This is a genomic window from Capnocytophaga genosp. AHN8471 (assembly GCF_016806945.1).
In the GTDB taxonomy this organism is placed as follows: Bacteria; Bacteroidota; Bacteroidia; order Flavobacteriales; family Flavobacteriaceae; genus Capnocytophaga; species Capnocytophaga periodontitidis.
Window position 1 is genome coordinate 1 of sequence record NZ_JAESPJ010000021.1, and the last position, 24,457, is coordinate 24,457.

Annotated in this window: 12 protein-coding genes; all 12 read right to left on the bottom strand. The window is 41.6% G+C overall.

All coding sequences use genetic code 11. The features are described from left to right. On the bottom strand, positions 1 to 1,306 hold a 1,306-nt coding region (locus tag JMN12_RS15280; RefSeq protein WP_317193627.1), incomplete at its 3' end, for an RHS repeat-associated core domain-containing protein. A 255-nt stretch (positions 1,307 to 1,561) separates the two neighbouring features. Then, entirely contained in the window at positions 1,562 to 2,032 is a 471-nt protein-coding gene (locus tag JMN12_RS09535; RefSeq protein WP_203138831.1) for a hypothetical protein, read from the bottom strand. Then, the gene (locus tag JMN12_RS09540) at positions 2,020 to 8,379 is read right to left on the bottom strand and encodes an RHS repeat-associated core domain-containing protein (RefSeq protein WP_317193628.1); all 6,360 of its coding nucleotides are present in this window, start codon (positions 8,377 to 8,379) and stop codon (positions 2,020 to 2,022) included. Before JMN12_RS09540 ends, JMN12_RS09535 begins: the two co-directional genes overlap by 13 nt. Before the next feature lie 16 nt (positions 8,380 to 8,395). Further along, the gene (locus JMN12_RS09545) at positions 8,396 to 8,839 is read right to left on the bottom strand and encodes a T9SS type A sorting domain-containing protein (RefSeq protein ID WP_088593907.1); all 444 of its coding nucleotides are present in this window, start codon (positions 8,837 to 8,839) and stop codon (positions 8,396 to 8,398) included. A 146-nt stretch (positions 8,840 to 8,985) separates the two neighbouring features. After that, positions 8,986 to 11,790 (bottom strand): ABC transporter substrate binding protein, encoded by a 2,805-nt coding sequence (locus JMN12_RS09550; RefSeq protein WP_203138833.1) that lies wholly within the window; start codon positions 11,788 to 11,790, stop codon positions 8,986 to 8,988. Further along, the gene (locus tag JMN12_RS09555) at positions 11,765 to 12,643 is read right to left on the bottom strand and encodes a carbohydrate kinase family protein (protein WP_203138835.1); all 879 of its coding nucleotides are present in this window, start codon (positions 12,641 to 12,643) and stop codon (positions 11,765 to 11,767) included. Before JMN12_RS09555 ends, JMN12_RS09550 begins: the two co-directional genes overlap by 26 nt. 186 nt (positions 12,644 to 12,829) lie before the next feature. Continuing rightward, positions 12,830 to 13,996 carry an MFS transporter gene (locus JMN12_RS09560; protein ID WP_203138837.1) on the bottom strand — a complete coding sequence of 389 codons (1,167 nt, stop codon included), beginning with the start codon at positions 13,994 to 13,996 and terminating at the stop codon, positions 12,830 to 12,832. Between the two features lie 3 nt (positions 13,997 to 13,999). Beyond that, positions 14,000 to 16,216, bottom strand: a complete 2,217-nt coding sequence (locus JMN12_RS09565) for a GH32 C-terminal domain-containing protein (protein ID WP_203138842.1) — start codon at positions 16,214 to 16,216, stop codon at positions 14,000 to 14,002. A 402-nt stretch (positions 16,217 to 16,618) separates the two neighbouring features. Then, on the bottom strand, positions 16,619 to 18,076 hold the full coding sequence (locus JMN12_RS09570; RefSeq protein WP_198005894.1) for a glycoside hydrolase family 32 protein: 1,458 nt from the start codon (positions 18,074 to 18,076) through the stop codon (positions 16,619 to 16,621). A gap of 12 nt (positions 18,077 to 18,088) precedes the next feature. Continuing rightward, the gene (locus JMN12_RS09575) at positions 18,089 to 19,465 is read right to left on the bottom strand and encodes a DUF4960 domain-containing protein (RefSeq protein WP_203138843.1); all 1,377 of its coding nucleotides are present in this window, start codon (positions 19,463 to 19,465) and stop codon (positions 18,089 to 18,091) included. Beyond that, positions 19,452 to 21,125 carry a RagB/SusD family nutrient uptake outer membrane protein gene (locus JMN12_RS09580; protein ID WP_203138844.1) on the bottom strand — a complete coding sequence of 558 codons (1,674 nt, stop codon included), beginning with the start codon at positions 21,123 to 21,125 and terminating at the stop codon, positions 19,452 to 19,454. Before JMN12_RS09580 ends, JMN12_RS09575 begins: the two co-directional genes overlap by 14 nt. Before the next feature lie 21 nt (positions 21,126 to 21,146). Further along, positions 21,147 to 24,290: a SusC/RagA family TonB-linked outer membrane protein gene (locus tag JMN12_RS09585; RefSeq protein ID WP_088593898.1), complete on the bottom strand. Its 3,144-nt coding sequence runs from the start codon at positions 24,288 to 24,290 to the stop codon at positions 21,147 to 21,149. Positions 24,291 to 24,457 lie beyond the last annotated feature (167 nt).

The following is a 24,457-nucleotide window of genomic DNA, read 5'->3' on the forward strand; positions in this document are numbered from 1 at the left end:
TTACTTGGGGGATAGGCAAACCTACATCAAGTATTTTTCTATCTCCTCTCCAAAAGTTTCTTCCATCAATTACAGCATCAATACCACCAGCTATACCACCTGTTATAGCTCCGAAAGCAGCCCCTGTTAATCCATCGTTAATTCCATTTTTTAGTGCTTGTCCAATATTTTGACCTGAGACTAAACTATTACCTATTCCAGAGGTTATTCCCCCTGTGAGACCAGAAGCAGCTCCTATAACTGCACCTGAAAAGAAACTTGAGGATACAGCAGCCGCAGAAGAGGATCCCAAAAATCCTGCACTAAAAGCACCACCAGCTAATGCAGATGATGTACCACCCATTACACCTGCACTTAATGCTCCTGCGAGTGCTCCAACACCAAAATATCCTAATCCTTGGGCTGAAAACTTAGCTCCGTGTGTAGTCCAATTAATAATTCCACCAATAACAGCACCTATGATTAAATGCCAAAACTCTCCATTTTGGTCTACATATACCAGTGGGTTATTCAAACAATAGCCATACCTATTAAAATTCTGAGTATTAAAAGGGTCTTGTACAAAGTTATCGGGTTGTAAGAAACGATGTAAAACAGGGTCGTACAAACGAGCATTCATATTGATAAGCCCTACGGTTTGCAGGTGTTCGTGTCCCGTAAAACCTCTATCTAATAAAGTTAAACCTTGTAACACTTTTCCCGCTCCATCTTCTACTTTTATGGGTTGTCCCCAAGGGTCAAAGTGTCTACGCTCGGCTATATTGCCGTTCTCATCGGTGAGCATTACTATAGAACCTAAGTAATCTCTATGTAAGTAATAGAGCTTTTGCACTTCACCATCCGAAATGAGTATAGCAGGGGCACTATAGGCATCACCGCCTAAGTAAAGTATAAACTTGGTGCTGTTATCGGTTTTGTTACATACGATTTCTACACTACCGTCGTGGCTGTAGTGTTTATGCATTGGGCGTTTGGCTTTCTCTACTTCAGCATTACCGTAATAACAGTGTGAACGTTCGCCAAAAGCGTTATATTCATAGCTTATTCGCTCTTTATCCTTTACATATATCTGTTCAGGAGCTTTGAAAGCGTTGTACCTTACAGTGGGTAGTGGGTGTTTTTCTAAATATGTCTCGCCTGATTCGTTGGTAGTGAGCTTTTGTTGTTGGTAGCCATTACGTGTGTATTCGTAGGTACCTATGGCACTGTTTTCGGTAATGCGACCGCGTTCGTCGTATTGGTGGATGGCATTACCCCATCGGGGATCGTAATCGTATGAGCTACAAGCTCTATTTATAGTAGGCACGAGCTACAAGCTCGCGCCAGCTGGGGTATCTATTTTGACAATAGAAGACACACTATCCCAAGAATATTTAGAAAGTTCTTTTTTTTATATCTTGGGGCTTACCTCTTAAAAGAATTAAGTCTAAAAGTAACTGTTTCCTGTCTGTCATCATAATTTTGATTTTACGTGAATAATATCTCCTTGTGCTGAAAGCGTACATCTCATAGCTACCACATTCTTTTCAGTTCAAATAAAAACCATAGTAAAAATTCTCTTTTAAATTAAATAAGGAGGAATCTCTTCCCATTTGTAACCATAGATATCATCGGCTAAAATTTTATTTATTTTATCTAATGAATAGGCGCATTCATCACCATTATTAAAGAATAGACATTTACTATCGTTTGTTTGCAACATAATGTAATAGATTACTTGCTCTTCTGTATAAAGAGTTTTTCCTATGCCAAACTCAATATTTGTAATTTTATCTCCTATTAATTTTGATAAAGAGGAATCACTACCTATTCTTTGTATAGTATATGCTTCATATTTAATATTGTTCTTATCTTTCCAATAATTCCCTATTGAAAAAAGCAATGTTTCTCCCACATCAGAAGCCAAGATACTAATAGATTTTTCACTGTCCAAGTGTTTGAGGTTTAAATGCAATTCTAAAAGTATTCCTTCTAAAGTTACTTCTATTATATTGCATATTTTATAGTCTTTTATTTGTTCTATCGTTGCCATATAGTTGTAGCGTTATTAAAATGTTTATTACCAGTAGCATTTTTTAATATTGTGATCATTGTCCCATCTGACCTTGTAACAATAACATGTCGTCCATTAGAATAAAATAATGCATTATAAAAACCTCCAGAATCAGGATTACCCCAAGTTCCCTGACGTATTGTACTTGCATTTTTATAAATATAATTAGCTATTTTTCTCATTGCACCTAATTGAGTCTTTGTTAAGGCTATCCCTTTCTCTCCAATTCCCCATTGATAAGCGTGTTGAGCCAATTTATTATCAGCTAATTTAAGTCCAGGAGTTAAAAGTTTAAGATTTTCATCAAGAGGTCTTATAGGAATTAACTTAGGTTGTTGTATTTCTAAAGATACTGAAGTTGGAGCTTTTAGTTCTAAATTACCTGTTATGTTATTTTCTACATCTAAATGAACACCCATTGGTGTTGTTTCTAAAGTTTGAACAGGTTGAGGAATTTCTCGTCCTGTCCAAATATTATGCCCTTTAGGGGTGGTAAGAGCTCCCGTAGCTCCTCCTAATATAGCTCCTCCTACAAAACCAGACAAAGCTCCCCAACCAGCACTACTCCAAAACTTACCATTTCCTCCAGGTAATAAAGACATAAAACCACCACTTATTGCTCCTCCTACTATTCCACTAGCTGCTCCTACAGCTGCTCCTCCTACTATTCCACCAGTAATTCCATAAGTAGCTAATCCTGTTGCCGCTAATCCTCCTACATAAGTAGCAGCTGCTCCTGAGACTCCGCCTATCAGAGCTCCTCCACCTATACCAAGCCAAGTATTTCCGCTACTATAATCCCACCTAAAAGGATTGTATGTACCATTGGCTTGAGAACCTCCTATATAAGCACCTACTACAGCGCCTACTATAGCACCTACTATAATAGCTGTTATAATAAATTCTCCATTCTCATCTACATACACCAGTGGATTATTCAAACAATAGCCATATCTATTAAAGTTTTGGGTGTTAAAAGGGTCTTGTACAAAGTTATCGGGTTGTAAGAAGCGGTGTAGCGCTGGGTCGTATAACCGCCCGTTCATATGTATCAAGCCTACCGTTTGCAGGTGTTCGTGTCCTGTAAAACCACGGTCTAATAGGGTAAGTTTGTCTAAGGTATTGCCTGCGCCGTCTTCTACTTTTATGGGTTGTCCCCAAGGGTCAAAATGGCGTCTTTCAGCGATGTTGCCGTTCTCATCGGTGAGCATTACTATAGAGCCTAAATAATCTCTATGTAAGTAATAGAGTTTTGAAGCTTCATCGTTTGAGATGTGTATTGCAGGGGCACTATAGGCATCACCGCCTAAGTAAAGTATAAACTTGGTGCTGTTATCAGTCTTGTTACATACGATTTCTGTACTACCGTCGTGGCTGTAGTGTTTTAGCAGTGGGCGTTTGGCTTTTTCTACTTCGGCATTACCGTAATAGCAATGTGAACGTTCGCCAAAGGCGTTATATTCATAGCTTATTCGCTCTTTGTCCTTTACGTATATCTGCTCCGGAGCTTTAAAAGCGTTATACTTTACAGTGGGTAGTGGGTATTTTTCTAAATACGTCTCACCTGCTTCATTGGTGGTGAGTTTTTGTTGTTGGTAGCTGTGTTGGGCGTATTCGTAGGTACCCATCGCACTATTCTCTGTGATCCTTCCGCGTTCGTCGTATTGGTGGGTGGCATTACCCCAACGAGTGAGGCGGTCGGTGGTATCATACGCAAATTCTTCTTTTTGGTTAAAAAAACTATAAGTACGATGATTGAGTAGTCCTCGTTGTGGGTTGAAATCGTATTGCAATACGTTTAGTGGGGTATCTTCCCTTTGTACGGTTTGTGTTTTAGGGAAATGACTGTTGTAGTCTAAAAGTTCTTTGGTTTTGCCTTTGTAGAGGCTCAATGGCTGTCCGTATTCATTACTTGCAGTCAGTTTCCAAAGAGTTATCCCCTTATCGTCCTTCATCTCCACAAGTTCGCCATTTTGGTAGCGGTATTGCACCACAGCACTCGCGCGTTTGCCTGCAGTTTGGGCGGTAGTGGTTTCTTGTTGCACACGTCCAAAGGCATCATAAGTATAGTTTTTAGTGAATACTGCTTGCGGGTTGGTTTCGGTAGTTTGAACCAATTGTTTGAATCCGTTATACTCATATCGGTAACTGTCGTTATTGCCGTCTTTGTTTTGGTTGTCTATTTGGGTGAGCAGTTTGTCGGCGTTATAGGTGTAGCGTATGCGCATATCGGTATAATCGCCTGTGATATGTTTTTCACTCAGGCGATCGGTACCTTGTGCATAGTTGAAGGTAGTTTTTCCTTTAGGGGTAGTTTCTTCAGTGAGGTTGCCCCAAGCATCGTATTGATAGGTGTAGCGCCCTGCTGAAGGGTCGGTGAGGCTCGTTTTGCGACCCCAGCCGTCTTGGGTTATCTTTTGTATGGCTCCTCCATAGTCGGCTGTTTTTAAGCTACCATTGGCAAAGTAGGTATAGCGCACAGTACCACCTGTATCTTGGTGTTCTACGATGTTACCTTGGGCATCGCGAGTGCTTACAATTTGTTGCTGACCGTCATCGGCAGTGGTTTTGAGCTTGTCGTAAGTGAAGTGAGTTACTTTGCCTTCGGGACTCGTAATAGTGGTAGGTCGCCCATACACATCGTATTCTGTCCTCTTCACCTTTTGAGAAGCACCTCCTGCAAGGTGAGGTGTACTTACAGCTACTTGTTGCCCTATGCCGTTGTACTCGTAGCTAACTACATAATGGTTGTTGAAAGCATCGTTGCTTTCTTTTTCTAACAACCAACCTAAAGTGTTATAACTCTCTGCACTATAAGTACCTTCTTCGTTTTCGGTAATGGTTTTAAAAATACTTCCGTTAAATTCATAATGTGTTGTAGTTTTCTTACCTAAGAAATCTGTTGTTTGGATAGGTCTGCCCCAAAGGTCATAGGCATAAAGAGTAGTTTGCCCTAATGGAGAGGTTTCGCGTTCTAAGAAACCTTTGTTGTTATAAGCGAACTTAGTTACTTGTCCTTCGTGGTCGGTATGGGAGGTAACCAATCGATGGGTAGGGTCATAGGTATAGCGTTCGGTGCGTTGCTCACCGTTTTCAGCAGTGGCGGTTTGCTCGGTTACGTTGCCATACTCATCATAATCATAAGAAGTAGTGCGCCACCCTGTACCATTGCCTTGGGTTTTATGGGTAGTGAGTAAGCCTTTGTCGTAAGCAAAAGTTTCGGCAGTGCTAAAACTATCGCCTGCCAAAGTGGTGGTGGTCTCTTTCTGCTGAGGTAAGCCTATAAAATATGGAGCTTCGCTTTTAGGCAAATAACTTATGCGCGTACTTTGGCTATAACCGTCGGTTTGGGTACGTTGTTCGGTAAGGTTCCCATCGGTATCATAAGTGAAATTATTGGTAGTCGTCAGTCCTGAAAGTTTGTCTTCGGAGGTTTGTTGAGTAAGCTGAAGTTTAAAGACTTTATTAGGACTGAGGGTATGGGTGTATTGGTAGGTGGTTTTTTTGAAAGGTATATTACGAATGATATAGGTAGGTAGAAACCATTGTTTATCTACAATATACTCATTGATTAAAGCTCCTCTAAGTAGAGGGTTCATTTCTTTAAAAGAAAAAAGTACTTGGTCATACTCCTTATTAAGTTGAAACCAATTGGTTTTTCCTATCGCTTTAAATCCAAGAAAACCTAATCCTTGTGTATGAGTGATAGCATTGTAATAAACATAACGCTGGATTGCCTTAGGTACTCCTATGCCTTCACGTTCTAACTGAGAAACCAGCCGCACAGATTGCATATTAGGAAGTGTAGTGTATGGATATAACTCATCAGGATAAGTAGAAACCCAATAGTAAGTTCCCTTTTCTCTATCTAAGTTCAGCAAAGTTGCCATATTTTTATAAGCAATAGTCTGCCTAACACCACCATTGATTACATTTCTAACCAATACATCTTCCCTATTGTTTTCTCGTAAAGAAAGTGTTTGTATTTTATCTCCTGAAAATAGAGAAATATCAGTTACTCTATCCCGCTCATCAGGAGATGAAAATATAATATGAGGGGTATTTCCTTCTTCTAAAATTTTCACCTCGCCTTCACTAAAGGTTATCTCCCTACCTTTTTGGATATTAGTAAATACTACTATCTTACGACTATTCTCTACACCATTGGTAATATCGTATTTATTTTTCGCTATTACAGAGTGAAATTGTACAATATCTGTTTTTCCATCATTGTTGAAATCTATAGGAATAAAACTATAATTATTGATAACTTTCTGATAGAGAATCGGAAATTTTCCCCTAATAGGAATCATTTCTTCATTTTGTTTTTTAAAGTTAAATGTAAAATGTTGGTCAATAGATAAAAAACGAATACCAGCATTAAGCAATACTTCAAACTTATTACTTTTATTTTCGGTAGGAAGTAAAAAATCTATTTTACCATCCCCGTTGAAGTCTCCTGCTATAGGATGTATCTCATCTATATAAATATTGGAGCTACGATGTTCGTTGATAAGTTTCAATTCTTTATTATCATTCATTTCATAAATGTAAATAGCTCCTTTGGTAACACGTACAAGGTCTGTTTTACCATTGCCGTTCACATCCATCGTCCAAAGTAAATCAGTTCTCAAAAGATCTCCTATATAACCAATACCATAAATGTAGTTTTTCTCTTTACGCCTATCTAAATCTATGAGATAAATACCTTTCCCTTTTTCCTGTAATTCGCATAAACATTCACGTTTCATTATATGGCATTTCTCATAAGCAAAAGCAAACTCAACTCCTAACAATTCAGTAAGACCATCACCATCAAAATCTCCTGAGAGTAATTGATAGTTCGGATTTTCTCTGTATTGTTTTTCAGGAGGATTAGGTAATGAAGCCTCTCTATTGTCTAATATTCCTTGATAATAAGCTCTTTCATCCCAATAAGTAGGCAAATTCCACTCTTTAGTATCTTCAACAATAATAGAATTAGCTCCTCGTTTACAAACTTTTAGGATAATTTTTTTAAAATCTTGAGTGGCCATTACAAACCCTTGTGCTTTATACAAATGTCCATCTTTGGTAAGCATTTTTACTGGAAAAATATTATCAAATTTAGGAACTGTAGTCGTTTGTGCTATAGTACTTATAGTATCTTGACTAAAGTTATCAAAGAAAATAAGTTCTTTTCTATTTTTTTCTTTTATAGTAGGATATAAAATAAAATCAGTGAAGTTATCTGCATTGAGATCTATAGGAATAGTAGCTGTATTTAGAGCATTTACTTTTCCAAAAGAAGTTTCTATGGTAGAAATACGATTTAAGATTTTCTTGTTAGGATCAGAGCCTTTTGTATCCCAATATTTAAACTCTATGGGGGAGTATTCTTCTTCTCCTACTTTTTCTTGTATTGAAGTTAATCGGTTATACTCCAAACTATTAGTATTATAACTAAGTTTATAGTTTCTATAAGGAAGATTATTATCTATTACATTAATCTGTGATAGTATTTTCCCATTTGTAAATTCCATACCTCCTATGTAGGCAACTTCAGGACGTGTACGATTATCATATTTAAACTCAATTTTTGTATTGTAGCCATATTCAATATGTTCAATGCGAAGGTGATTATTTTCTATAGTATAAAAATATCGTATGCTCACTCCTTGCGCATTCTCCCAGTAGCTTATGGCATATTCCATAGGCGACTGGCTGTTGTTATCTTTGCCATAATAGGCTTTAGAGCCATCGGGATAGAGCACCTCGAAGTAATCGGGTCCAAAAGCTGGATTTTTGCTTCTACCTACTGCTTTGATACGCAGTTGTGAAAAAGTCTCTGTTTCGTAGAGTGCTCCACTCTCACCGTGGGTACCTTCTTTGAGTATCAATCGCTGTCCGTCTAAGGCAAACTGGTCGGTATTAGTGAGGTTTACCTCAGTAATCTTGCCGTTGTGGTACATTGTACTACCTACGCGACTTATTACTGATAAGCCTGCGAGATGCCAGCCATAGCCTGCTATTCCATTACCACTTTGGCTATTATAGGTAAGTGCTAAGGTAGGTGCTACACCTCCAATACCTTGAGGTACGGCAATAGGTACTGTATAGACTGCTGCACCACTACCCGATACACTCAATTCGCCTGTAGTCAAACCAATTGTATTTGCTCCACTTTCTCGTGCTGTAATACTCCCTGAGGGTAATTCGGTATCAATAGGTTCATCTAAAGGTTCAGCATAAAACGAAGTACGCTCAATAGGTTGTAAAGGATAAACCTCTTGAGCTGTAAAGTTAAGAGAATAAAAAAGTGTTATGAGGAATAAAAAGCGTTTCACAGTAATATAGGTATTGTTATTTTTTTACAATTTTAAAGATTTTCTTGCTACCATCCGAGAATGTAGCCACCATAAAGTAATAGCCTGCTGACCAAGTGGAGATATTGATATGGTAAGGTTCTGTAGGTGGGAGGTTATCAATTTGTTGCATTAACTGTCCGTTGAGGGTGAAGATTGCTAAATGCGTGAGTGTTCCATTTTCGCTGTGTTGCCAATAGACTCCTATCTGGTCGGTAGCGGGGTTAGGCACACCATATAGCTGTACTTTTGAGTTATCGCTATTTGAAGATTTGAGATTATCAGGGAGTTCATCAAAAATTTCTTCATCAGTAGCTTCATCGGTTGCATTGAGACACAAGAGCGCACGGCGCTGGTTGCCAGCGCTATCGTACTGAAAACAGTACTCTTTTTGAGCGTAGATACTTAAAGTACCAAAAAAGAAGAGAAGATACTTTAACATTGTTTAGTAAGTTTGGTAATAACCGGCACAAAGGTAGGAATAAGAAATGAAAAGTGCAAGAAAATATGGGAAATATTTTTATAAATGCTTTTAAACTTCTGTAAAGAAAATATTTTTTAGATTAGACGAATTTAATATAAAAGTTATTACCTAATTCGTTCCAAGTACTCTGTTGGACTTTCGTTGTAAAAATCTTTAAAGCATTTAGCAAAATAAGATGGTGAGGAGAAGCCTACTTCATAAGCGACTTCCGAGATGCTCTTGGCTTTGCTGTTGAGCAATTGTTTGGCGTATTTTACTCGTATGGTACGAATAAGTTCGTTGGGCGAATAGTCGGTGAGGGATTTGATTTTGCGGTATAGATTAGAGCGCGACAAACCTAAGGCATCGGCAATTTCGTCTATATTCAATTCGGGGTTGGCGATAGAGTTTTCAACATACTGGGTAAAATCGGTGATAAATTGTTGTTCTACTTTGCCTAAAGTCTCTTGTTTGGTTTCGTTCAAGAGGAAATTACTAAAACTCTCACGTATCTTCTTACGGTTTTCTATGAGCTTGCGCACCCGTGTTTTCAGTAATTTTATGTTGAAAGGTTTCGCAATATAGGCATCGGCACCACTCTCAAAACCTACTTGCTTTTGCTCGTCTAACGCATAAGCAGTGAGCAAAATCACGGGAATATGATTAGTAGCCACGTTAGTTTTTATCAACTGACACAAATCGAAGCCATCAGTCTTAGGCATCATCACATCGCTGATTACTACATCGGGGAGGTATTTTTTAGCTACTTCAAAGCCTTCTTCACCGTTTTCAGCTTCGATAAGGTTATAGTCATCACTGAGGATATATCGAATAAACTGACGCATATCCTCGTTGTCTTCCACAATCAGTACAGTAGGTTTCTCCGAAGCCGTTGGAGAAGCCGTAGGTAGTTTGAGTTTCTCGGTAGGTGCGGGCAACGAAGGCAATAAGTCGAGATGAGTTTCTATGTAATTGCTGTCGTATACCGCTTTTACCGATACTTGTTCTTGAGTGAAAGGCAGACGAATGACGAAGGTTGTCCCCTCCCCTTCTGTACTCTCTACGCTGATGGTACCGTTGTGTAAGGCAACTAAGGCTTGCACCAATGCCAAACCTATACCCGAACCTTCGCTATCGGGATTTATTTTGTAGAAGTGCTCAAACACCTCACTTTGTTTGTCTTTCGGAATATATGAACCGCTATTGAACACACGTAGCACAGCTACTTCTCCTTTGGAAGGAGGTAGAGGGAGGTCTTCTTTTTCTAACGACACGGTGATACTTCCACCTTGAGGTGTAAATTTCAGTGCATTAGAAAGCAAGTTGAAGTAGATTTTCTCCACTTTTTCCTTATCGAAAGCCATTTCAAAAGAAGTATCTTCGGCAAGAAACTGAAAGTTGAGTTTCTTTTGTTTGATACGGTCACTAAAAAAAGAATTGAGTTCAGTAAGAAACCGTTTTAGATTGCCCTTAGTGAAGTACATTTGCATCTTGCCATTCTCATAACTGCGGAACTCAATTACTTCGGAAATGAGATGCAAAAGTCGGTTGCTGTTCTTTTTGATGAGGAATAACAAGTCTTGTTCTTCTTTGGGGAGTGAATTGTGAGCTAAAAGCGTTTGCACAGGTCCTAAGATAAGCGACAACGGCGTTTTGAACTCGTGAGAAATATTGGTAAAGAAGAGTAATTTGGCTTGGGTCGCCTCTTCTAATTGCGCCGAGATTTCCTCTAAGCGTTCTTTTTGTTGTTGCAATTCGGTAGCCTGACGTTTGATTTCTTCATTTTGTTTTTCTAACAGATTATTTGCACGACTCTTGGTGCGATATGCTCTGATAGCTATTGCCAAAAATATGGTAATCAACACAATGGCAGTAATAGAAATGTAGAAGAGTGTGCGCTGAGTAGTATGCTGAATAAGGCTCTCACTCAGCTGCTGATTGATATCCTCTATCTTAGCTTGTTTTTGAGCAATTTGCTCTGTTTGCAACTGTAAAATACGCACGTTACTCTTGTCCACCACAGTGGTATTTAGGATATTCTCGCGCTCAAAAGGTTGTTTATGGAGTATTTTCATTGCAAGGTCAATAACCTTTTCACCTCCCGTAGGATAGATAAACGACGCGTCTTGCACGTTGTTCTCTATATTGCTAATTCCTTCTTGTTGTAGCGCATCTACCCCTATGATAAAGGGTATCTTACCGTTGAATTGCATCGCTGCTTCGTGAGTAGCCGCTGCCATTGGGTCGTTCATCGCAAACACAAGGTCGATATTGGGGTGTTGCTGAAAAAGTTGTTGCATTTGCACTTTGGCATCTGCTTTGAGGAAGTTGCCCCAGGTCTCGGCTACTATTCGCACCTCAGGAGCGTTCTTAAGGGCATCTACAAAGCCTTTATGGCGTTCCGCATCGGAAGTTGAGCCTTTGGTACCACGCACTTCGGCTATATTGCCTTTGCCTTTGAGAATACCTATCGCATAGTGTCCCGCTTCTTTGCCTATTTGGTAATTGTTAGCTCCTACATAGGCAGTATAACTCTCAGTAGCGATTTTCCTATCTACCAAAATCACGGGAATACCCTGCTGGTAAGCCTTTTCAATAACTGGTGTACACGCTTCCGACTCGTTAGGCGAAACGACGAGCACATCTACCTTTTGCTCTATAAACCACTCTATATCGGCAATTTGCTTAGGAGTATCGTCTTTCACACTGCGAATCAGTAGCTCAGTATTGGCTTGGTAAAAGGCTACTTCGCGTTTTAGCTCCTCGTTCATCGTTTGTCGCCAAAGGTCTTCACTGCACTGCGACACCCCTATCACATAGCGGGGATTTCGCTCCCTTTGGCAAGCAAGGCAAGCAAAGAGAGCGAAATATAAAAAAAGTATATGATACTTCCTAAAAGTCATTTTATCTAAACAACTCCAAATGAGCATCGGCAAGGCGAGGCATCGCACCGTGTTGCTGACATACGTAAGCCGATACTTCTACCGCCAATTGATGCGATTGGGCAATACTGCGACCATTGAGGTAAGAGGCTACAAAGGCAGCCGTGAACGAGTCGCCAGCTCCTACCGTATCGGCGATGGTAACCTTAGGCGTACCTAAGAACGATTTCTCATTAGGCGTAAACACATAACTACCTCGTGTACCTTGTGTTAAGATAAGGAATTTGAGATTGTATTTCTCCAATAGGCGCTTACATACCTCTTCATCAGTTCCTTGCAAATTGAACATTTCAGCTACTTTCACAATCTCCTCATCGTTGATTTTTAATGCGGTTGCCTTGTCTAACGAATCGGCGATTACCTCTTTGCTGAAATATTTCAAGCGAAAGTTGATATCGAATACTTTTAAACTCTCGGCAGGCATTAAATCTAAGAACTTGTGGATAGTGGCACGCGATATTTCACTGCGCTGTGCTAACGACCCGAAGCACACGGTATTAGTGTTCTTTGCTAAGTTCTCAATACGCGAAGAGAATGGAATATTGTCCCACGCTACATTTTCGCTAATCTCATAGGTAGGCACCCCGCGACCGTCCAACTGTACTTTTACGGTACCTGTGGGGAAATCAGTCTTCTCAATGATGTAGTTGAGTTCTTTTTCTTCTAAACTTTTTAGTATTTCCTTACCAAGGAGGTCGCCTCCAATGGCACTCACAGCATAGCCATTGAAGCCAAATTGCGACACGTGGTAAGCGAAATTAGCGGGCGCACCGCCTAATACTTTTCTTTCAGGGAAGACATCCCAAAGGATTTCTCCCAATCCTACTACTGTATTTTTCATTGTATTGTATATTATCCTCTGCCCTTCCCTTGGGGGGAAGGAGGCGAGAGTGTTGTTGTTAATTCTTTTTCAGCGTACAAAGTTATAAATTCTTTTTGAGATTTCCTACTAATAGTAATAAATACTATCAGTCATCAAACCTTTCTGACTAATCCGAATTATACAATTTGTAGGGCTCTCTAACGACTAAGTGTTAGCATTTGCTTTGAGTCGAGTGCTCATTAGCAACAGATATAATACTCCTATGCTGAGGACAATAAGGGCTCCTATCTGTGAGCCACTCATCGCATCGGAGGCTAAGCCCATTGCAAAAGGGAAGATAGTACCACCAAAGAGCCCCATAATCATCAAGCCTGATACTTCGTTTTTCTTAGTAGGGTTCTGCAAGAGGGCTTGCGAGAAAATGATTGAGAATACATTGGAGTTGCCAAAACCTACCAAAGCAATAGCGGTGTAGAGCATTGTCTTATCACTGAAAAAGAACAGTATCGCCATTGAAGCTACCATACAAAGCACACTGAGGGTAAAGAAACTCTTAGCTGATACTTTGGTGAGAATATAAGCTCCTGACAAACATCCTATGGTACGAAATAAGAAATACCAGCTGGTGGCAAAAGAGGCTTGGGTAGTGGTAAGCCCTAAACGTTCCATAAAGATTGTAGGTGCCGAGGCATTGACTCCTACGTCTATCCCTACGTGGCACATAATACCTATGAAACACAAGAGTACATAAGGGTTAGCAAGCAGTGCAAAACACTCGGCAAAGGTGGCGTTCTTGCTGTCGTTTTTCTCCTCTTCAATATGAGTAGCACCCAGCCACAAGAGGGTTACTACCGAGATAGCTACAAAGAGCAGGAAGAAGAATCGCCAATCATTGAATTTATCAAAGCAGAAACTCATTAGCAAGGGGGCAGAAAACGAGGCTATTGCCTTGATAAACTGACCAAAAGTGAGTGAACTGGCGAGTTTGTCGCCTTTTACTATGGCTGACATTAGTGGGTTTAGCGATACTTGCATCAGTGTGTTACCAATACCAAGCAAGGAGAAAGCTACCAGCATAGTGGTATAATTGTAGCTGATAAAGGGCACTACCATCGCTAAGATAGTAATCACCAAGCTGAGGAGTACGGTTTTACGACGACCTATTTTGCTCATCAGTACGCCTGTGGGCACTGAGAAAAGCAGAAACCAAAAGAATACCATTGCAGGGAGCGCTTTGGCGGTGGTTTCGGTCAAGCCAAAATCGTCTTTTACAAAGTTAGAGGCTGCGCCTACAAGGTCTACGAAGCCCATACAGAAGAATGATAGGAGTACAGGCAATAAATACTTTAAATAGTTATTATTTTGTTGCATAATTTATTTCAATTTATAGACAGTTACATTTTTAAGGGTGAGGGTACCTTTGCTGGTATTGAAGCGGAGAGTATTGTACACTTCGGTAGGGAATACCGCATTGGTTTGTACTACTTCGCCGTTGTTCACAAAGAGCTCGGTTGAGGCTTTGTCTACTAACAAGCGTACGGTATAGCTTTTCTTAGCTACCATTGGGGCTTTGATAGGCGTTTCAGCAAAATTGGCATTGAAAGCTACACTGCTCTTACTGCGGTCTACCGATAGAGTTTTATTAGCGCCATCAAATAGGTATTTGATAGTTTCACCTTTGGTATTCTCGAGAGCGAATGAGAAAGTATCGGTTTCGTTAGGGGTTACCGTGAAAGTGAGTTCATAAGCTCCTTGATTATTGGGCAAGAAGTTTTCAAAAGTTATAGCATCGGAGGTGTTGGTACGTGTTTTATCACCTAAGAGTACCGCTTCACGACGTAAACTCTCCAACTCTTTTACGGGCTCACTGGCTACTACCAAATGCTCGCCATTATTCACTAAACGCAAAGCGCGGGCAACAGTCATCGCGCTACGGAAATTTTGAGTAGGGGTTTCATTGGCGTAATCCCAGTTGCTCATCCAGCCTATGAAGAGGCGACGACCATCGGTGGCGGGGACATTACTCCACGTTACACCTGCATAATTATCGCGTCCGTAGTCTAACCAAAGTGGATAGTTCATAGTATCGGGGGTGAAAGTTTTGCCATCAAAATTACCAATGAAGTACTGAGTAGCACTTCCGCCGTTAGGCCCACCTGGGTTGATACTCACGAAGAGCACCCATTTGGTTTTTCCTTCGTAAGTAAGCGGGAAGAGATCGGGGCATTCCCACACACCGCCGTGTCCGCCTAAACCTTCTCCAAACTCACTGAGGCGTGTCCATTCTTTGAGGTTCTTAGAACCGTAGAAGGTAATCGTTTGGGTAGTGGCAAGGCTCATCACCCATTGTTTAGAGGGCGCGTGCCAAAATACTTTCGGGTCGCGGAAGTCGATGATATTGGCATCGGTGAGTACGGGGTTGCCTTCGTATTTGGTGAAGGTTTTTCCGCCATCGAGACTATAAGCGATAGATTGTGTTTGGCGTTCGCCTGCTGAAGTGAAAATTGCCACCATAGCGCCTTTGCCAAAGCCGGCTGTGTTATCGTGGTCAATCACAGCACTGCCTGAGAAAATCGCTCCTAACTTATCGGGGGCTAATACAAAAGGCTTGTATTCCCAATTCACCAAGTCTTTGGAAACAGTATGACCCCAGTGCATATTGCCCCAGCGCGCTCCGTAAGGGTTGTATTGATAGAAGAGGTGAAACACTCCGTCGAGGTATACCATTCCGTTAGGGTCGTTCATCCAGCCGTATTGAGGGGTGAAGTGGTATAGCGGACGGTATTTTTCGTTGTAGTTGAAGTTATATTCAGCCGACTGTTTGATTTCGGCTAAGCCCATATCGGTAGTTTTGGCTACTGCGAAAGTAAGGGTTACTTTCTTGCCTTTGTACGCCTCGATAGCGATAGGCACCCAGTAGTCGATTTTGTTTTGGGCGATACGGATGGTCATTGGCTCGCCTACGGGGTCACCTTCTACCGAGAGTTGAACTTTGTTTTCAACTGCTTGGTCTTCGATAGGGATGAGCAGGTACTTGTCTTTGGCTTCAAAGGTACGGGTGTAATCAGTCATAAAAACGCTTTTTTGTTTGTTGCCTTGTTCGATTTGGTCTATAAGGATGTGCCCCCAACCGCCGCGTTGGTTATCGACAATGCGGATAGTAGCTTTCTTGTTTTTATAGGCTTTGACATCCCAAGTGAGCCATTGTAGGGTTTCGGTTTCGTAGAGGGAACGCGTTTGTAGCACGCTTTTTCCGTCGACTAATAGCTCGATATAGGTATCGGGGTGTGTGCCTCCTCCTATGAGGAAGTTGATGTAATCGCGCTCGATGGTGAACTCTTTGGAGGTTAGTGCTCCACGAGAGTCGTCGCCATTGTTGAAGCTATTGGCAAGGTGCTTGCCTTCAAAGCCTGTTACGGGCTGCTGACCGGTATAGCTACCGGTGGCGGGAGTCGCGCCAAAGGCGTCGCCTTCTACCGCCCAATTGGCATAAGTGCCTGATTCGAAGTCCTCGATAATGAGGTCATCGGTGTTTTGCTGGCAGGCAGTGAGCGTTAAGACTCCTAATCCTGCTATTAGTTTGTTATTCATATACTTTTATTTAAATCCTCACCCCGTTCATCACATACTCTCTTGCAAGTATTCAGAGACTACTCCCAAGGAGAGGGGCAAGCTGCAAAGGTGATGGGGGTTTGTTTATTCTATTTTTTTGGTGTGGCAAATGTAGTTATTTTATTTGGTTTTTACAAATTTATGGGGTATAGACTTTGTCAAAGTCTATGGACTTTGACAAAGTTTATGTATACCACAATTTATAAAGTAATGAAAGAATAATTCTTTTTGCGTTTTTCGCAATGTTTTAGATAAAATATTGCGTTTTTTTCAATGGGTTTTCTATTGCTTAGCACCACTTAATAACCACATAGTGTCCACTTAATCAATACTTAAGAAATTAATAACGAATTTTAGAAAACGTTGCGAATTCTTCAATTCTTAGAATTGGAAGTTGGCTGTTCCGTTAGCAAAGATTCCCCAAGGGTTTTGGTTCATCTTGTAGCAACGGATAGAAAGGGCTACTACATCGTTCACATAGATTGCTGCTGCTGAGCCTTCTTGCACTATTTTCACAGTGTATTCCTTGTTGGCGTTCGTGGGGAGTTTTATGCTATTGATGGTAGCAGTGCCTCCGTCTCTAATCACGCGGTTGAGTTGCAACTCTCCTTTGTTGAGATTAAGCGTTACGCGGTAGGTTTCATAAAGGTTACCACAAGCACCAAACATCACCCCAAACTCGGTGGCGGTATTGGCTTTTATTTTGGCAACTATCTTGTTAAACCCAGTGCCAAGGCGGTCGAACACACGGTTATTGTTGTCTAAGGCTATATTGCCAAGTGAGGCAGATATGGCTTGCTTGCTATCAAAAGCAGTGGGCATTTTCACGTTAAGGGTTCCATCGGCGTTTTGAGTGAGCTCGTGCACTGCCAATGAACCTCCCCAGTGGTAGGCGGCGTTATCTTCGTAGTTGATACGTGACGGATTCCACCCCCATATATAGCGGTGAGTGCCGTCGGTAGCGGTTTTTCCGGCATAGAACACACGGTCGTCTAAATCTTGTTGTGCAGGGGTTATCCAATCTGTGCTTCCTACGCGACGGTATCTGTATTGCACACGGCGTACGCTTTCTTCGATGTTAGAGAATATCAAATATTGGTAGTTTCCTTGTGTAAACACATCGGGACACTCTACCATAAAGGCAGAAGGGTCAGTATAAAAGAAAGGAGTATTCGGGTCTTTCGTCCAGTTCTTAAGGTCGGTAGAGGTGAATTGAGCTACAACAGCTTTCCACACACCGCTTCCTATATCGGCACGGGTGCTGAGGAGCATCTTGTAGGCATTTCCTTCTTTAAATACAATAGGGTCGCGAAACTCATTGCGGTCATAGCCGTCGGGGGCACGGAAGGAATGTTGTGTATCCTTTGTCCACGTTTTCAAGTCGGTAGAGGTAGCCCAATAGATGATTTCTTTGGGGTCTAAATCGCCGTTATGCCCTGTGTAGAAAGCGTAATAGGTATTCCCATCTTTGAATACTGAACCTGTACCGAGGGCATCTTCGTGCGAACCATCAGCACCACAAGCGATTGCTTCACCATTATCAGTATAATTTACCAAATCGGTAGTGGTAGCACTATACCAAGGGTGGAAGGTTGCAGGTGCTGGACGTTGGTCGTATAGGTAAAAGATATGGAACTTACCGTTATCGTAGAACGGCATAGGGTCGCCTACCCACGCATTTTTGGGCTGGAAGAAATGTTTATAAGTACGACCGTAATCTTGTACGGCATAACAAGTAGCGGCATCGGGAGCCGCATTAGGGTCGTTACTACAATATTCTTTTTTTTCACAAGCTATTAGGGCGGTAGCGCAAAGCGCTAATGTAAGTGTTCTTTTCATCATCTTTATTTATTAATTTGCTAAATATTCTAAAGCGTTGGCAGTAAGCAATTCGATATTGCTTTTGTAGGTATTAGCAGGTGAATTATCTTCGTTATACCAGTCGTAGCCTTCAATACCTATACAAATGGTGCGACCTGCATTGCCACGTTTGATATATTCAAAAATCGCTGCGCGGTTCATAGCATCATTCCAGTGGAAACTTGCTAATAACTTAGCACCACTGGCAGTTTGCCAGCCTGCTACATTATTGGCATAATCACCCCACTCAAAGTTCCATAAGGCATTATGTGCTTTGGCTTTTACCCCTCTAGAGAGTAAGAAGGCGACATCGTTAGAACCTGTTTTCTTAGTCAATCCTTTGAAAAGGGGGTGGCTTTCGTTGCCTTTATAGCAAATACCCCAGTCATCACCAATTGCAAATGGACTGTTGCCTTCTCCCCACATATTATTTACCACTTTGCCGTCTAAGGCGATACCTAAATCGACTACGTACTGTACAGCCCAAGAAGACAATAAGAACGAACCTCCAGCAGCATAGAATTGTTTCATCTTGTTCACAACAGCATCTGCTTTGGCTTCAGCAGGCAACTCTTTGTTGTTATCCCAATGCCACCAAATCACTTTGTAGTCGTTGAGATTAACTTTGCCTTCTTTGATGTCACTAAACGAGATGTATTTGGCGGTGTCGTAGTTTTCGGCAAGCCAAGTGTAGGCAGCTTTCTCGTCTTCATTGGCGATAGCAGAAGCACTCTTAGCTGTACCTACAAAGGCAATAGGCGCAAAATTGGTAGGTATAATCTCTACATTATACGCAAAACTCTCACCACGGTAGTTCATAGTGTAAGTAACGCTTTGAGTAAAGTTTTGGGCAACTCCCGAAGCAGGGCTTACAGTAGCATTAGGGGTAGTGCTAAAAGTAGGAGTTAGCGCTGTTACTGCTTCTCCTTTGGGGTATTTCACACTTATTTTACCCGTACTGTGGTCGATAGTAGCTTTGTATTTCCCGATAACAAAGTTCTCTATCTTAGGGTACTGAGCGGTAACGGTATAATCCCAATAGAGGTTACCATTAAAGATGCGATACTTGGCACCTTTACTCAAATCTACTCCTGTAGCACCTTTAGGCACTGAGGTAGCTCCCTCGGGCAAGCTGAGGGAGGTGGACATATTGGTAAGCGTAGCCGACCAAGGAGCGTAAACGGTAATGGTTTGTTTCTCCTCGTCGATAATTCCATCGATACCATTGGCTTGGAAGGCATTGATTTTAGCCTCTTTATCGTTGATAAGTTCGCCTTCGTGTTTCTCGTCGCAGCTAAACAAGCCGAGCAAAGCTGCCATCCCGAGGGCGAGTTTGTGTACTGTTGTTTTCATATTAGAATCCTGCATTTTGTTTGTAAATACCTTTTACATACCCTATTTGGTTTTGTGGAATAGGGATGTACTCATTCTTGTTTTTAGTGAAATAAGCACTGCTAAATATTGCTGGGCGACGTGTTTTCTCTTTAGTAAAATAGTCGTTGAGCACTTGGTCAGCGATACCCCAACGCACAAGGTCGAAGAAGCGACTGCCTTCCATAGCAAACTCTAAACGGCGTTCCCAACGGAGTGCTTTGCGTGCGTTTTCTTGATTCCAAGTGATATTTACGCCATCTTGGTATAAGGCAATATTAGCATTGGTAGCATAAGGAATCATAGAAGTACTTTGTTTGGCACGTTGGCGTACTTGATTGATAAGTGGCAAGGCTTCGTTGCTACGGTTGAGCTCGATAAGGGCTTCAGCGCGCATCAGGAGTACATCGGCATAACGTATTACGATACGGTTCTTAGAATTACCGCGGAAAGGGTTGATATTGCGGAAGCAAGAGCAAGAAGGGTCTACATTCTCTTTGAGGGAGGCATAGAAGCCGTACACATTGCTATTGCGATTCCAGTCGTTCTTGTAAATCAACTCGGTGTTGTACTTATAAGGCAAGCCAGGTAAGGCAACGGTGTGGAACAAACGAGGGTCGGCTTTATCGTTAGCCGCATTGTAATCGTTGTTGTTGAAGTTATCAAAATCGGGCAATCCATTCACTGTTTTGAAGGCGTTTACCAAATTCTGACTCGGTTTGTGGAAGTCACAGCAGCCTAACTTTTGTGGTGTAGAGAGTACATCACCCCAGTTGAGACTTCCGTATTGAGTACCATCGTCTACTGAGTATTGCACAGCAAAGAGCGACTCTTTACCATTCTCATAGCCCCCAGGAAGGAAGTTGAAGGCAAAGTCGTCTTCCAAACCGTAAGTAGAGCCTAACACAGCGCTGGTATAGGTGAGCACTTCTTGTAAATCTTGGCTGTTGATACTAGTTACGCTGTTGTTTTCACTTTGGCGATAGGCCTTGTACAAGTAAGTTTTAGCGAGGTAAGCCGCTGCTGCCCCTTTGGTTGCTCTCCCTTTTTGTGCTTGAGTGGCAGGCAATAGGTCGTAAGCTTTCTTAAAATCGGCAGCTATCTTTTGCCATTGTTCATCGTTAGGCAAGGTGTTAGGGGTAGTTTCGTAGGCACTATCAGGAGTGTTTTCGTCTACGAAAGGTATATGCCCAAAAATGGTTTTAAGAATAAAGTAGAAGTGTCCGCGCAAAAAGTACATTTCGCCTATGCGTGATTGGCGGTTAGGCACTTCGGTATCCGATGCTTGTTGTAGTGCTTTCAATGCGGTATTGGTACGCGAAACAGCTTGGTAACACATAAACCAGAACTTATCAGCTTCCGCATAAGTAGGGTCGATATTTTGAGCTATCTCGTAGAAGTGAAACACTTGAATATCACTCACATCCTGACCGCCTTTATAGGCATCGTCGGCGCGTACGTTGCCATATATCCAAAGGCTAAAAGGTGTATCGTAGTGGTCGTTACCTAAAGCAGCATAGGCAGCGGTTGCAAGTCCATCGGCTTTAGAGATTGCCTCTTTCTCACTCATAATCCCTTGTGGATTATCGTCTAAAAAACTGCAGCTTGTTGTAAAAAGCGCTGCACATATCGCGGTGGTATATATTATCTTTTTCATTTGTCTGTTATTTTTAGTGGACTAAAAACTAGCATTGAGTCCCATCGTAAAGGTAATTGGGATAGGATAGCCGTAGTTAGGATTTTCAGGGTCTTTACCAGTGAACGATTTGCTTTTGAGCGTCCATAGGTTCTGACCACTTACATACAAGCGCAACTTGCTGAGTTTTATCTTTTCAGATAGTTCTTTAGGCAAGGTATAGCCCAATTGTACGTTGCGAAGTTTGAGGTATGAACCATTTTCTACATAGTAAGTAGACATACGTCCTTCGTTGTTGTCGTCTACGCTTGATACACTTGGAATATCAGAATCAGGGTTGGTAACGGGGTCGAAAGCATCGAGCAAACGGCGACCTTTGTTACCATACGTATCTTGCACACTCCAGAAATCGGTGTGGCGTTTCACGTTAGACACCACATCTACGTTCTGTACGCCTTGGAAGAAAGCAGTGAAATCGAAGTTTTTATACTCTAAATTGAGGTTAAGACCATAGATAAAATCGGGTTGTGGATTGCCTATCCAAGTGCGGTCGTCTTCATCGATTTTGCCATCGTTGTTCAAATCGCGGTAGCGGATACGACCGATACCCTTACCGTTTTGTATAGGATGATGATCTACTTCTTCTTGAGTTTTAAAAATGCCATCGGCTACATAGCCATAGAAGTTGTTAGAGCCTATAGGGCGACCTAAACCATTGTCCCATTTACCATTACCACCATAAGAGTTGATTACTGAAGTAGGGAGCTCTGTAATTTTATTCTTGTTGGTAGCGACATTAGCATTGATATCATATTTGAGTCCGCCTTTAGTTTCATTGCGATAGCCCACTGATACTTCTAAACCTTTATTCTCAACAGCAGCACCATTTACCCATTGGTAAGCGCCTTCTCCTTTGATACCTGCATAAGGAGGTTCTACCAAGATGTCTTTAGTTTTCTTGATATAGTATTCGGCTGAGCCATACAAGCTATTATCGAAGAAACCGAAATCGATACCAAAGTTAGTTTGGGTAGTGGTTTCCCATTTGAGGTTTTTGTTACCAAGACGTGTACGACGGAAACCTGAAGCTAATTGTCCTGAGCCCTTGCCGTCGAGGTCGTAAGAGGTTTTCCAGATACCGTTCCATATAAAGTCGCCTGTTACCCCATAGTAAGGGTCGAAGATGTCGTAGATAGCGTAGTTGTTGATATCTTGGTTACCGTTTTGTCCCCAACCGAAACGCAATTTGAGGTCGGAAACTGTATGGTTGATTTTCTCCATAAAGGACTCTTGAGAGATGCGCCATCCTAAGTTGAACGCAGGGAAAGTACCCCAGCGATTATCTTTGGCAAAACGTGAAGAACCATCGTGGCGGAGGGTTACTGAAGCAAGGTATTTATTATCGAAAGCGTAGTTGATTTTTCCAAAGAAAGAGAGCAACTTGTAGCCCGTAGTTGAACCACTACCACTCACACCCCCAGTTGCCAATGAAGGCCACATATATTCAGGTGTTTCTACCGCGAGGTTATTCCCCTTAATAGCAAAATTAAGGTCGTTCTGTGAGTACATCTCCATCCCTGCAAGGGTTTCAAAACGACTCTTGCCGAGCTCAAAGTCGTAGGTAGCAGTATTAGCCCAGTTCCATTTTGTCCAGTGAGCTTGCTCGAGTTGAGAGAAAGTTTTTTCTTTGCCTTCTTCCATAAATCCTGAAACATACGAACGGTTGAGCACACGTTTATAGAAGTTGCCATAGTCTATACCAAAGTTAGAACGCACATTCAATCCTTTGATAGGCTGGATATTCACAAAGGCATTTCCAAACATACGCCAATAATTGTAGCGATTATCCTTATTATCGGCTACAAGGCGTGCAGGGTTCTGACGATCGGGCAATCCGTTTACAGGTCCGCCCCAGTGTTTGCCATCGGTAGTGCGTACTGGAATAAAAGGTACCGCTATCATTGCCGATTCGGTGATTTGGTGCGGTTGTTCTACCTCGCTGGTACGGTTTACGGTGAAATTTTCACCTATGGTTACCACATCGCCAAAGAGCTTGTAATCAGTATTGATACGAGCTGAAAGACGAGAGAAATCAGTATTCTTTACCATACCATCGTTGTTGTAATAGCCCAAAGAGAGGAAGTAATTCCCCTTTTCAGTACCATTAGTAACTGAAAGGTTGTACGATTCGGTTACCCCCATACGGGTGATTTCTTTGAACCAATCGGTATTAGAAGGTAACATAGGGCTACCTGTTTTATCAAAATACTCGCGTGGGTAATACAAATTGTTGAGGGTAGCGTGCCCGTTAGCATCGGTAGTGTAATCATAGTGAATGCCCAATGGGTTTTGGTTAGGGTTGTTGCCTCGATTCACCGCCGCTTTCCAAAGCACTTGTGCGTACTCGTTGGAATTGAGCATTTTCATACGTGAGTGAAACATCGATATGGTAGTATAATGGTCGAAATCCACTTTTAGCACACCTTTCTTACCTTTTTTAGTGGTAATAACAATCACCCCATTAGCAGCACGCGACCCGTAGATACTAGCAGCCGAAGCATCTCGCAATACTTGTATGCTCTCTATATCGTTAGAGTTTAGTTCGTGCATACCGCCTTGGGTAGGTACTCCGTCAATAATATAAAGAGGGTCGTTGTTGTTGAGCGTACCGATACCGCGAATACGAATGGTTGCCTTCCCTGCAGGACCTCCGTTATCAGTTACTTGCATCCCTGCTACACGACCTTGGAGAGCTTTCATAGGGTTGTTCTCGGAGGTAGACATCATTTCGTTTACCTTTACTACCGATACTGCCCCTGTAAGGTCGGTTTTGCGTTCAGCGCGATACCCTACCGATATGGTAACACCTTCTAAGGCAGTTACTTCTTCTTCTAAGGTCACACTTATATTCTTTCGTCCTTTCACAGCTACAGTTTGGGTTTTGTAGCCAATATATGAAAAGACCAAACTATCGGTGGCAGCGACGGGATGAAGGGTATAATTCCCGTCAAAATCAGTAGATGCTCCTACTGTTTTGTTTTTCACCATCACCGTTACACCCATCATAGGGCTGTTATCGGCTTTTGCTTTTACCACTCCTTTTACCTCTTGGGCGAAAAGAGCACCCGAAAAGTTACAGAGCAAAAGCGATAGTAAAATACGTTTGTTTATTTTTCTACTCATCATATTGGTATGTTTTTTTCGATTAATTTTCGGTGGCAAAGGTAGGTCAAAAGAAAGCAAACCACTATCAAAAACCGGTCAAACACTATCAAATTTGTGGCTATTTTTTGATACTAAAGCATAAGTGTAAAAATTTAAAATGCTGTAAATAAAGTGATTGATTATTTTTA

Excerpts from the sequence above, each read along its gene's own strand:
- JMN12_RS09575 (WP_203138843.1), bottom strand. The coding sequence starts at position 19,465 with ATGCAGGATTCTAATATGAAAACAACAGTACACAAACTCGCCCTCGGG.
- JMN12_RS09555 (WP_203138835.1), bottom strand. The coding sequence starts at position 12,643 with ATGAAAAATACAGTAGTAGGATTGGGAGAAATCCTTTGGGATGTCTTC.
- JMN12_RS09570 (WP_198005894.1), bottom strand. The coding sequence starts at position 18,076 with ATGAAAAGAACACTTACATTAGCGCTTTGCGCTACCGCCCTAATAGCT.
- JMN12_RS09560 (WP_203138837.1), bottom strand. The coding sequence starts at position 13,996 with ATGCAACAAAATAATAACTATTTAAAGTATTTATTGCCTGTACTCCTA.
- JMN12_RS09585 (WP_088593898.1), bottom strand. The coding sequence starts at position 24,290 with ATGATGAGTAGAAAAATAAACAAACGTATTTTACTATCGCTTTTGCTC.
- JMN12_RS09550 (WP_203138833.1), bottom strand. The coding sequence starts at position 11,790 with ATGCTCATTTGGAGTTGTTTAGATAAAATGACTTTTAGGAAGTATCAT.
- JMN12_RS09545 (WP_088593907.1), bottom strand. The coding sequence starts at position 8,839 with ATGTTAAAGTATCTTCTCTTCTTTTTTGGTACTTTAAGTATCTACGCT.
- JMN12_RS09580 (WP_203138844.1), bottom strand. The coding sequence starts at position 21,125 with ATGAAAAAGATAATATATACCACCGCGATATGTGCAGCGCTTTTTACA.
- JMN12_RS09565 (WP_203138842.1), bottom strand. The coding sequence starts at position 16,216 with ATGAATAACAAACTAATAGCAGGATTAGGAGTCTTAACGCTCACTGCC.
- JMN12_RS09535 (WP_203138831.1), bottom strand. The coding sequence starts at position 2,032 with ATGGCAACGATAGAACAAATAAAAGACTATAAAATATGCAATATAATA.